12 protein-coding genes are annotated in these 11900 nt (G+C 45.9%); 11 read left to right on the top strand and 1 reads right to left on the bottom strand.

What is annotated here, in order from left to right:
* Positions 1–105: 105 nt before the first annotated feature.
* On the bottom strand, positions 106–591 hold the full coding sequence (locus JOC37_RS05375; RefSeq protein WP_238480771.1) for a phosphatidylglycerophosphatase A family protein: 486 nt from the start codon (positions 589–591) through the stop codon (positions 106–108).
* A gap of 313 nt (positions 592–904) precedes the next feature.
* On the opposite strand from JOC37_RS05375, the gene JOC37_RS05380 reads away from it, so the two are divergent.
* The 11 genes from JOC37_RS05380 to JOC37_RS05430 all read left to right on the top strand — a co-directional run bounded on the left by JOC37_RS05380 (position 905) and on the right by JOC37_RS05430 (position 11846).
* Entirely contained in the window at positions 905–2224 is a 1320-nt protein-coding gene (locus tag JOC37_RS05380; protein WP_204616894.1) for a sigma-54 interaction domain-containing protein, read from the top strand.
* Positions 2225–2292: 68 nt separating this feature from the next.
* The gene (locus JOC37_RS05385; protein WP_204616896.1) at positions 2293–3513 is read left to right on the top strand and encodes an ABC transporter substrate-binding protein; all 1221 of its coding nucleotides are present in this window, start codon (positions 2293–2295) and stop codon (positions 3511–3513) included.
* A gap of 98 nt (positions 3514–3611) precedes the next feature.
* Entirely contained in the window at positions 3612–4484 is an 873-nt protein-coding gene (locus JOC37_RS05390; RefSeq protein WP_204616898.1) for a branched-chain amino acid ABC transporter permease, read from the top strand.
* Between the two features lie 11 nt (positions 4485–4495).
* Positions 4496–5395 (top strand): branched-chain amino acid ABC transporter permease, encoded by a 900-nt coding sequence (locus tag JOC37_RS05395; protein WP_204616900.1) that lies wholly within the window; start codon positions 4496–4498, stop codon positions 5393–5395.
* A gap of 27 nt (positions 5396–5422) precedes the next feature.
* Positions 5423–6196 carry an ABC transporter ATP-binding protein gene (locus tag JOC37_RS05400; RefSeq protein WP_204616901.1) on the top strand — a complete coding sequence of 258 codons (774 nt, stop codon included), beginning with the start codon at positions 5423–5425 and terminating at the stop codon, positions 6194–6196.
* On the top strand, positions 6197–6907 hold the full coding sequence (locus JOC37_RS05405; RefSeq protein WP_204616903.1) for an ABC transporter ATP-binding protein: 711 nt from the start codon (positions 6197–6199) through the stop codon (positions 6905–6907).
* A 92-nt stretch (positions 6908–6999) separates the two neighbouring features.
* Positions 7000–8727, top strand: a complete 1728-nt coding sequence (locus tag JOC37_RS05410) for a sigma 54-interacting transcriptional regulator (protein ID WP_204616905.1) — start codon at positions 7000–7002, stop codon at positions 8725–8727.
* 249 nt (positions 8728–8976) lie between these two features.
* Positions 8977–10212: a chromate efflux transporter gene (gene chrA, locus JOC37_RS05415; protein WP_204616907.1), complete on the top strand. Its 1236-nt coding sequence runs from the start codon at positions 8977–8979 to the stop codon at positions 10210–10212.
* 158 nt (positions 10213–10370) lie between these two features.
* Complete coding sequence (locus JOC37_RS05420; RefSeq protein ID WP_204616909.1) at positions 10371–10562, top strand: hypothetical protein; 192 nt, start codon at positions 10371–10373, stop codon at positions 10560–10562.
* A 272-nt stretch (positions 10563–10834) separates the two neighbouring features.
* Positions 10835–11197, top strand: a complete 363-nt coding sequence (locus tag JOC37_RS05425; protein ID WP_204616911.1) for a hypothetical protein — start codon at positions 10835–10837, stop codon at positions 11195–11197.
* Positions 11198–11528: 331 nt separating this feature from the next.
* The gene (locus JOC37_RS05430) at positions 11529–11846 is read left to right on the top strand and encodes a sigma-70 family RNA polymerase sigma factor (RefSeq protein ID WP_204616912.1); all 318 of its coding nucleotides are present in this window, start codon (positions 11529–11531) and stop codon (positions 11844–11846) included.
* Positions 11847–11900: the final 54 nt, after the last annotated feature.

The following is an 11900-nucleotide window of genomic DNA, read 5'->3' on the forward strand; positions in this document are numbered from 1 at the left end:
CGATGAACTTCGTTCCACAACATGAACCGCCGTATACCGAACGGTACGTACGGTGGTGTGAGAGGACGGGAGTTAATCACTCCCTCCTACTCGATCACCGGTTAACTAATTAGTTTCTTTTTCCTTAACATCCCGGTTGTGATGGGCCATTCTGCTGGCCGCTGCCGCCACAATGCCGCAGACCAGGTCGTCCAAAAAGGTGTTCACCCTTCCCGGTGTGGTGTCAAGGTTTTTAATAATTCCCGGCTTAACCTTATCCAAGTAACCGAAATTGGTTGAACCAATGGTGCCGTACAGCGTTCCCATACCCAGGGCTAAAATTTCGTCAATACCGTATAAGCCGTCATCCTTACGCAGTATAGAAAGTAAAGGTTCCTCCAGCATTCCTTTTTCTGCCAGCTCATCCAGCGCAATACCGGTTAAAATGGTATGCTGAATTTCTCTTTTATCCAGCACCGCTAAAATACTTTCTTCGCACTCCTTCATGGTCAGGTCGGGAATATAGGGCTTCTGCAAATCGTACAGTATCGGCACCATGTCTTTTATTTCCACGCCCCGGTCTTTCAATTTTTTGATCACCTGCTGTTTCATTTCCATCCCCCGCTTGTCCGTATTAGTTGTACTGCATAATTATATTATACTGCATATTGTTACAATTTTCTTTGGAATATTTTTTTTCCGTCTTCATATAATCGCCATAAATGTCTGAAAATTGAACAGGTATAGGATGTTTTAATTATGCATTTTTTCAAAAAAATATTCTTCTTAAGCAGGAATTTAGAAAAAGGTGCAGAAGTATATAATGTCAACGTCAAATTATTAAACACCTGGTTGTCAAGTGTTAATGAAAAATTTTCATCGACACGAACTTCGATGTTCATTAAAAAATTAGAGGTGGTGCAGTTTGGAAGCGCAGCATGACTTTAACCTGCGCGTGAGAGATATAACCATTATTCCGGTAAAAAAAGCTGTCAATGATAAAAGGTTGAGGATATTAAAAAACAGTGCTTTGGGAGTAAATGAAAATGACCCGCTGCTGGATGTGCTGTCCAACGAGCAGTATAACGGGCAGCCGCTGCTGGTGGTGGCGGCAAACGGGGAAGCCAAGGGTTTGATTACCCCGGAAATATTAATTAAAGACTTATGTAAATTCTACAGCCGGTTGTTAAAATACTTGGAATCTAAGCTGCTGGAAGGCGGGCGGGGAAAAGCATCCGGGCCTTGTTCTGCTTTAAACAAACTGGTGGGCCGTTCACCAAAGATAAAGGAAGTAATTAAAGTGGGGAAAAAGGCAGCCCGTACCGATGCTCCCATTTTAGTGAGGGGGGAAAGCGGCACCGGGAAAGAGTCTTTTGCCCGGGCCATTCACCTGGACAGTCCCCGGAAAAATGCCCCTTTTATTACCATTAACTGCGGCGCCATACCCGCTAACTTGTTTGAAAGTGAATTATTTGGTTACGCTGCCGAGGCTTTTATCGGTGCGGGGTCTAAAAGCAAGCCGGGGATGTTTGAACTGGCTGACGGCGGCACCATTTTTTTGGATGAAGTGGGAGAGCTGCCTTTGGAAATACAGGTTAAACTGCTGCAGCTGCTGGAACATAAAACCTTTGTTAGAGTTGGATCCACCAAGCCCACAGAAGTGGATGTAAGGGTGATAGCGGCCACCCACCGGGATTTGGAAAACATGATTAAAAATGAACAATTCCGGGAGGATTTATATTACCGCCTGAGCGTGATAACGGTGGATATGCCCCCGCTTAGAGAGCGAAAGGAAGACATTCCCGAGCTGGTACACCTGTTTTTGCAGGAGTTCAGCCAAACCTACGGTAAGGTTATCAGCAGGGTAGAACCGGAGGTGACCGGTGCGTTTTTGGATTACTCCTGGCCGGGTAACGTGCGGGAGTTGAAAAACGTGGTGGAAAGACTGGTGGTTTTGGCGGAAAATGATGTAATTAATGCAGATTGCCTGCCGGAAAACCTGCGCCGTCATACGTACATATCAGTTTCCACACCGGATGGAGGCAGCTTAATGAACGTGGCGGTGGAAGCAGAACGGCAGTTGATTTCTAAAACCCTGGAAAAGGCTAAGGGTAACAGGTCGGAAGCGGCGAGAATGCTGGGAATACCCCGCAGCACACTGTATTATAAACTGCGGCAGCTGGGTATACCGGCTAAAAGTCAGAGGGGTAAACATTCTAAAACAGGGGGTGAAAAAAAGAAATAGAGCCAAAAATAAAAATATTATTTAGTTATTTAACTGCTGTTATATTGAAATAATGGGGAGGCAAAGATATGAAAAAAAAGGGTTTGCTGTTAACGATAATGGTTCTTTTGACGCTGGCGCTGTTAGCTGCCGGCTGCGGTGGTGAAAAAGACAGCAAGGATACCGCTGCTTCCGGTTCCGGCGGCGGGGATACTATCAAAATAGGTTTTTTGGGTGCCACAACCGGTGACCAGGCGGATTTCGGTAGTAAAACCCTGGCCGGTATGAAGATGGCTGCCGAAGACCTGAACAAAGAAGGCGGCGTGCTGGGCAAGAAAATTGAAATTGTGGAAGAGGATCACGGCAGTAAACTTAGTGAAGGCGTTAACGTTGTTCAAAAGCTGATCAACCGTGACAAGGTGGTAGCCATTGTTGGTGACCCCACCACCGGTATTACAAAAGCGGTGGCGCCTATTGCTGAAAGCAGCCATGTGGTACTGCTTTCTGCCGGTGCTGTGGGTGCCAATGTTGTTAACACCGAAGACGGTAAGCTGCGGGAATATGTGTACCGCAACACATTGCTGGATGCCGTTGCCGCTCCGGCGGTAGTAAAGTATTTAGCTGAAGAACTGGGCTGGAAAAAGGTGGCGATTGTTACTACCAAAGACCTGGATTACAGCGTTGGTTTGACTAAAATCTTTAAAAAAGCATTGGCAGACAACGGTATTGAAGTTGTAACCGAAGAAACCATCATGGATAAAGACCGCAACTTTGCCGCCACAGTAACGGCTATTAAGCCCCACCAGCCTGACGGTATCGTGTTTACCGGTTATTATACTGCCGGTGGACTGTTTATGAAAGAAGTTAAAAAACAGGGTCTGGATATTAATATGGTTGGCGGCGACGGGCTGTTGGGCTCTACCCTGTGGGAAATGGGTGGCGAAGCTGTTAACGGCAGCATGGTATACTGCGGATTTGAAGCTGACCCCTCTATGGCCCAGGGGAAAACCAAAGACTTTATTGAGCGCTACAGTGAAGCTAACAACGGTGAAATGCCGAACATGTTTGTAGCCCAGGGTTACGATGCTGTAATGATGCTGGCCGATGCCATTAAAGCGGCCAACAGTGATGATCCGGTTAAATTTAAGGAAGAAATTAAAAAGCTGAAAAATTGGCAGGGTGTTTCCGGCACCATTACCATCAGAGAAAACCACGAGCCGCTGAAGAGTCCCGTTTACCTGCTGGAAGTTGTAGAGGGTGAAAACGGGCAGCAGTTTAAGGTTAAAGCTGCTATTCCGGTGGAAGGATAAACTTTCTTAAACCTAATGTGTAAATATGGGCCAATGGCCATTGTGTTTTCGCAATGGCCGTTGCCCTGTTTATACTACCTGAATGGAGGAAACGTTGCATGTTTGAACAGCAAATAATAAACGGTTTAACCCTGGGGGCGGTTTATGCATTAATTGCTTTGGGATACACCATGGTATATGGAATTATTCAACTTATCAACTTTGCCCACGGAGAAATATACATGATTGGGGCTTTTGTGGGAGTTATGATGGTTACTATTTTGGGCCAGGGTTTTTTTGTGTCCATTATAGCGGCCATGATGGTTTGTATGATTTTAGGTGTGCTGCTGGAGCGGGTGGCATACCGGCCGCTGCGAAAGTCAACCCGCTTGGCGGCATTAATTTCGGCCATCGGTGCTTCTATTTTTTTACAAAATGCCATGATGCTGTGGAAAGGTCCGCAACCCGTGGGGTTTCCCCAAGTAATTAATGATGCCATTTATCATATTGGTTCCGTAGAAGTTACTAAGGTGCAGTTAATTATCCTGGCTACCTCGGCGGTATTGATGGCCATATTAAACTACATCGTTAAATATGTGAAAATTGGTAAAGCCATGCGTGCTGCCTCCCAGGATTACGATACGGCATCACTGATGGGTATTAACATTAACCGGGTGATTTCTTTTACCTTTGCCATCGGTTCTGCACTGGCTGCTGCCGGCGGGGTGCTGGTGGGCATATATTTCAACACTGTAGAACCGTTAATGGGTGTTATGGCCGGGTTAAAGGCCTTTTGCGCCGCTGTGCTGGGCGGAATCGGCAGTATTCCCGGTGCGGTGCTGGGAGGCATCTTCCTTGGTGTGGCTGAAACGATAGGTATTGCCGCCGGTTTCAGTACTTATAAAGATGCCATAGCTTTTTCACTGCTGATTATTGTACTTTTGTTTAAGCCTACCGGATTATTAGGCAAGCCAATTCAAAGGAAAGTGTAGGTGACACGGGCATGAGTGCCTTTTTAGAATCAATATTGGATCCTTATTATATACAAGTTTTAACCCTGTTGGGTGTCTATATAATTGCGGCGCTGGGCCTTAACCTGATTACGGGGGTCACGGGAATGTTTTCATTTGGCCATGCGGCGTATTTTGCTGTGGGTGCTTATGGAGCAGCTATATTAACTGTAAAATACCAGTTTCCCTTTTACGGGGCCCTGTTGGCCGGGGGAATAATGGCGGCGCTGGCGGCAGTAATCATTGGTTTTCCCGCGCTGCGCCTTACCGGTGACTATCTTGGTATCGTTACCCTGGGGTTTGGTGAAATTATTAGGGTTGTTTTTTTAAACCTGGATATTACCGGGGGGGCACTGGGTTTGGCCGGTATAGCTAAGGAATCAAGTATTGTGCTGGTTTATACCCTGGTGCTGGTGACAATATATGTAATGTATGCGCTGCAAAACTCCCGTTTTGGCCGGGCGCTGGTGGCCATCCGGGAAGACGATATTGCAGCAGAGGCCATGGGTATTAACATATCTGCCTATAAAATTAAAGCCTTTGCCATCGGCTGTTTTTTTGCCGGTGTTGCGGGGGCCTTATATGCCCACCTGCTGCTGTTTTTAAATCCCACTGATTTTGGATTTGCTAAATCATTTGAGTTTTTATGTTTTGTGGTATTGGGCGGGCTGGGCAGTATTCCCGGTGTTATTTTGGGCACCTCCGTGTTAACGCTGGCACCGGAATTTTTACGTTCACTGTCTGATTACCGGATGCTTATTTACGGTGCCTTGATGGTATTAATGATGATATTCCGCCCCAACGGTTTGCTGGGCGGCGTGGATCTGCAGCGGTTAGTTTTTAAGAACAAGTATAAAAGCCAAGCGGGCCGGAGCACTGCTGCCGGGGGCTAAAGATTGTAAGCGGAGGGAGTGATGGATATGTCGGCGTTGCTGGAATTGCAGAATGTAACTATCCGCTTCGGGGGCCTGACGGCAGTGGATGGAGTGGACATGAAAATTGACCGGGGGACAATCAGAGCGTTAATCGGACCTAACGGAGCGGGCAAGAGTACCATATTTAATATTGTAACCGGGATTTATTCACCCACCGCCGGTAGGGTGCTGTTTAACGGGCAGGAAATTACCGGTTTGCCGCCCCATGTAATTACTAAAAAGGGTATTGCCCGTACCTTTCAAAATATAAGGCTTTTTGGCAAAATGACGGTATTGGATAACGTAAAAATCGGCCAGCACTGCCGCAGCAGTTGTGATTTTTTAAGTGCCGTAACAGGATTTTTCAACCCGAAAGTAAAAAAAGAAGAAAAGGAAATTGAAGAACGGTCGTTAGAAGCTTTAGAATTAATGGAATTGGCCGATAAAAGATATGAGTACGCGCAGAGCCTGTCATACGGTGAGCAGCGGCGTTTGGAAATTGCCCGGGCTTTAGCCACTAAGCCTTCACTGCTGCTGCTGGACGAGCCGGCAGCGGGCATGAACCCCCAGGAAAAACAAACATTAATGAAGATGATTAGAAAAATTCAAGACATGGGGTTAACCATATTTTTGGTGGAACACGATATGAAGTTTGTGATGAACCTGTCGGACCGCATTGCCGTTCTGGATTACGGGCGGAAAATTGCCGCCGGTTCGCCGGAAGAGGTGCAGAAGAACCCGGATGTTATTGCCGCCTACTTGGGAAAGGATGTGGATTAAATGCTGTTAGAAGTAAATAACTTGCATGTTTCCTATGGTGCCATCCGGGCGTTGGCAGGAATTTCCTTTACCTTGAATAAGGGGGAAATAGTGGCTTTAATTGGTGCAAACGGTGCCGGCAAAAGCACCACGCTGTGCACCATATCCGGGTTAATAAAACCTGCCCAGGGTTCAATAATGTTTAAAAATATGGATTTGGTAAAAATGCCCCCGCACAAAATTGTTAATTTGGGAATATCCCAGGTGCCGGAGGGCAGGCGGGTTTTTCCCGACATGACGGTGCTGGAAAACCTGGAGATGGGTGCCTATACCCGGAAGAATAGGTCGGAAATAAAGGAGAGCTTAAAAAATGTTTTTCAGCGCTTTCCCCGGTTGGAAGAGCGCAAGCACCAGCTGGCGGGCACTCTTTCCGGCGGGGAACAGCAGATGCTGGCCATGGGCCGGGCGCTGATGTCCAAGCCCGAGGTTATGCTTTTGGATGAACCCTCCATGGGACTGGCGCCCATGCTGGTTAAAGAAATATTTGAAATTATTAAAGATATTAACCGGTCAGGGACCACCATCCTGCTGGTGGAACAAAACGCCCACATGGCACTGTCCATTGCCCACCGGGCTTATGTTTTGGAAACGGGAGAGATTGCCCTTTCCGGCCGGGCGGAAGAACTGGCTAATAATGAACAGGTGCGCAAAGCATACCTGGGCGAAGATTAAAAAAGTAGGAGCAATCCTACTTTTTAGTCTATATATAACATATAACCAAACATTTTCATTGCTGGTGGTAAATGGCACGAGGGAGGATTAAAATGAATCAGTATGGCCTGTTGACCGTGGAAGAAATGCTGGATGGAAACTTTGTGGAAGTGGCCCCGAATATAACAGTAAGTGAAGGCCGTATTGCGGCTGCCAAGAACCAATCCGCTTTGATGGTGGTAAAAAATAACCAGCTGGTTGGTATTGTACTGTACAACAAGCTGTTTAAAACGGAGTTTGACCCCGATACAAGCATCAGTGAAGTGATGCGCACCGATTTTACCATTTTAGAACACGATTCACTGGCAGACGACATTATGACCTATTTGCCGGAACTGAGGTATCACCCGCTGGTGGTAATGGGTGAAAATAATACAATTTTGGGTTTACTGGTGTTTGACGGGTTGTTTGCCCGGTTGGCCTGGCAGTTAAAAGTAACCCAGGCCAGGCTTGAGGCGGTATTAAACACCGTTGATGAAGCGGTGTGTATAATAGATGAAAATGACACGGTGGTGAACTGGAATCCCCGGGCAGAAACCCTGTATAACATCAAGGCGGGAAATATTTTAAATCACAATATAGAAGAATATTTTTCTAACTTGATGGTTACCAAAGTGATTAAAGAGCACCAGGGTGTACGTTCTGTTTATCACCAGCCCTGCAGGGATACCCATGTTTTAATCAGTGCCAGTCCGGTAAAAATTGGCGGTCAAGTGGTGGGCGGCGTTTCCGTAGAGCGGGATATTACCGAGGTAGTACAGTTAAATAAAGAATTAAACCATGCCAGCAGCCAGGTGAAGGAACTGCGCAGCGAGATCAACCGCATTACCGGCGGCCGCAATCCCTTTGCCCGCATTAAAGGGCACCACCATAAGCTGTCTGAATTGATTAACATGGCCAAAAAGGTGGCCAGGACCAGCGCGGCGGTTTTAATCAGGGGCGAAAGCGGAACAGGTAAGGAGTTGTTTGCCCGGGCCATTCACGATGCCAGCGACCGGGCGGATAAACCCTTTGTAGTGGTAAACTGTGCTGCCATACCGCCAACGCTATTTGAGAGTGAAGTGTTTGGTTACGAAGGCGGAGCCTTTACCGGGGCAGACCGCCGGGGTAAAGCGGGATATTTTGAAAATGCCAACGGCGGCACGCTCTTTCTGGATGAAGTGGCAGAACTGCCGCCGGATTTGCAGGTAAAACTGCTGCGGGTGCTGCAGGACAAAAAATTCTACCGGGTGGGCGGTTCCACTCCCATAGAAGTGGATGTGCGCATTATTGCCGCCACCCACCGCAACCTGGAGGAAATGCTCAGCAAAGAACTGTTTAGAGAAGACCTCTACTACCGGTTAAATGTGGTTACGCTGGAAGTGCCGCCGTTAAGAGAGAGAAGGGACGATATTCCCGAGCTGGTGTATCAGTTTACCCAGGAATACAGCCAGCTGTACGGCAAGCATATCTCCAGGTTGGAACCGGAAGTGATGGCGCTGTTACTGGCCTATCCATGGCCGGGCAACGTGCGGGAGATGAAAAACGTTATCGAGCGTATGGTAATACTGGCGGAAGATGATGTAATTACCGAAGAGTGTGTGCCGGCAGCACTGAAACAGCAGGGTAAACACCAACTGCCCTATCAATCGGGTTTGGTATCGGTGACAGAACAAACAGAGAGGGAACTGATCCTGCGTACGCTGGAGCAGACCAACGGCAATCGTTCCCAGGCGGCCAGAATGCTGGGCATTCCCCGCAGCACGCTGTATTATAAAATGCATCAACTGGGCCTGATATAAAGCGGTGATGAATCACCGCTTCAGACTGTCGACAAAGTCGACAGTCTAATTTTTTTCGCCCTACAGAACGCCAATTTTTAGTAAAATAAATGTAGATTAAAATAAAAATTTTTTAGCTTTTAATTATTGCAGTATTAAACTGTATAATAATATTATAGAATATAAATACAATAATTAACGTTTGTATAATTTCTTGACATACCGGCCAGCTAACTGGAAAATTTGTTGGATTGAAAAAGGAGATTATAAATGACTGCCAAACCGGATACCAGGCTCGATAAAGTATCACTTTTAGAAATATTGGTCACCTTTTTGCGCATTGGTGCTGCCTCCTTCAGCCTGGCAGCACTGGGAGAGGCCAAAAAATTGCTGGTGCAGCAGAAAAAATGGTTTAGCGATGAAGACTACCTGCAGGGGGTGGCATTGTCACAGCTGATACCCGGTGCCCCTGCCTTTAGCTTAATGACCTACCTGGGTTACCGCCTGCGCGGTTTTTGGGGGGCCATGATTTCCGCCTGTTCCTATATGCTGCCGGCCTTTTTACTGATGGTGCTGCTTACACACTTGTACCAGATTTATGGTGATTTAGACCTGCTGTCCAACCTGTTTACAGGCTTGGGTGCCCTGGTGGTGGGCCTGGTGGTCAACACCGTGCTGGGCCTTTGGCAGTCCGGGGTAAAAAGCAGGCAGAACCTGCTGCTGGCTGTTATGGGTTTTGCGTTAATTTACTTTGCTAAACTGAACATATACTGGATACTGCTTTCGGCCACGCTGTTAAGTATAACCTTTATCATTTTAGCCCGGTACAGCAGCTGGTGGAAGAACTGCATGGCGGCAGAAAGGGGGATAAAGCAACAGCAGCGGTTTACACCTCAGCCAATCAACTGGCAGAAGCAGTTCATTACAGTGGGCTGGGTGACGGCATTAACAGCCGGTGCCCTGGTGCTGTTTTGTCAAAATGAAGTATATATGAATTTAGGTAAATCCTTCAGCAGCATAGGCGGTCTGGTCTTCGGCAGCGGCTATGCCATGCTGCCGTTTTTCCAGGAAGCCTCGGTGGACCGGTTTGCCTGGATTACCAGCCGGGAATTCACGGTTGCTTTAGCACTGGCCCTGGTAACGCCGGGCCCTATTACCAAAATAGTTACCTTTGTAGGGTACAAAGCCGCCGGCCTGCCGGGAGCCCTGGTGGCCACCACAGCCATGTACCTGCCGTCGTTCTGTGTGCTGAACTTAACCACAGACCTGTACAGAAGGGCTGGCCAGGTTACAGCGGTAAGAATGCTTATTAAAGGGGTGGTGGCTGCTTTTATAGGCACACTGTGGGCGGTGGTAATCAGATTAACCACTGACATTCTGGTGGATATACCAACAGTGATATTTGCATTGGCCGCTTTTGCAGTGCAGCGTTATACCAGGATAGATACATTATGGATAATAATAGCTGGGGCAGTGCTTTCGTTAATAGTGTTCAATGTTTTATAAGGTTTAGAATCAGTAATGGTGAACCGTACCCATTAAGTAACGGCGGTTTTAACTGAATGCTAGGTATATCGATTAGTGTATAGGATTGGCATGTGATATGCTTATAGCCATAAATAAAATAATTTTATTTTAAAAAATATATAGTCAGCGGCCGTAAAATGCGGGTTAAAAAGCTGGCTAAAAAGATCAATACCCTTCCTGGGGAAGGAAAAGGGATGACCCGAAAGGCGAAGCGGCTCTTTAACCGGCTGGATGAGAAACTTATCCTGTACAACGGGTTAACCAGGTATAAATTAGGAAGTTTTTTATTCTATCTGGCACGACTTAAAGCAGCTGGCTTTGCTGAGTAAGTGACCCCGTTTAACTGGAGTGCGGACAAACCGGTAGGGCGGTTCTAACAGAGCGCGGGAAGTGAAGGTCAACCTTCCGCGCAGCGGTAAACCCATGCCCGCTGCGTCCAGTTCTCCCGTCCGGGTGGGACTCCCGGACCCAAGGTCTCCCTGTTGCAATACCTGCTTATGAGAGCAGGTAAATCCAAACAGAAAGGAGCGAAAGCCTGGTCATGGGGAAGCCGCTTGACTGTTTTAAAAACAGTTAAGTTTTTTGAACCAGGTAAACTACCGTGACAGCATTACGTAGAAAGAAGACAGTTATCATAGTTTTAATGGTGCTTGCATTAGCTGCTGCCGTATTTAACGTAAAAATTCTTTACCTTTTTCAAGAAGGTAATCCCTTACCCGTACTATGGGGAATCATAAAACTGGAATTTACCGATGCTGATATAGTTCCATTTGCAGAAGATAAACTTATTCAGGAAGTTGGCCCTGAAACTCCACTCACTAACTATCTAGCTGAACGCGGCTGGACTTTTAAAGATAGGCTGGGGGCAGGAATTTTCTACAAAAAAGATAATGCTGACCTTTCCGTAGAAGCCCGTATGTTTACTCGTTATTATGTAGTATACGAGCTTGAACATCCTTTGTAGAAGAAGGTGATGCTGTAAAAGATGCCTGCTTTTCCGGGCAATGTAATTGTAGACCGGGAACACATGGACGGATTCCATGTGGAGGGGATACCCTTTCGGGTATACTTGATGCTGAGTTAGAGAACATTTCGACAGTAGGAAACACAGCATAAAGGGTAGTGACGATTTATATTTATGGGAGGTACTTTTTGTATCTCCCTTTATTCTTTATAGTTTTTATTACCTCATTTGCCTACTAAAATTTTACTCTAAGCAGCGGAGTTTATTTTAAATTTTTTTCAAACAAAATAAAACTTAGTCCGTATATATATTACGAAAGGGTGAATGGGGTTTGGATATAGAAAATATGATTGATATTTATAAAGATGATCTTTATAAACTATGTCTTAAGTTAACCAATAACAAAATAGATGCTGATGACCTTTTTCAAGATACTTGGTTAAAGATATATAATAATTTTTATAAACTAGACGAACAAAAATCTATAAAAAATTGGATATACACTGTTTGTATCAATACTTATAAAGATGTTTATTCAAAAAAGAAAAGATGGTTAAATATAATAACTGATTTTTTTAATTTTAAAAGTAAAGACGAAATTATGGAACAGCAAAGCGTAGACATAGATGAAACTCAAACAATAATATGAACCGTAACGCAGGCAGCGGTTTAGTGAATTTATTTTATAAGATATATTGACATT

The sequence above is a fragment of the Desulforadius tongensis genome (genome assembly GCF_016907915.1).
GTDB classification, from domain to species: Bacteria; Bacillota; Desulfotomaculia; order Desulfotomaculales; family Desulfohalotomaculaceae; genus Desulforadius; species Desulforadius tongensis.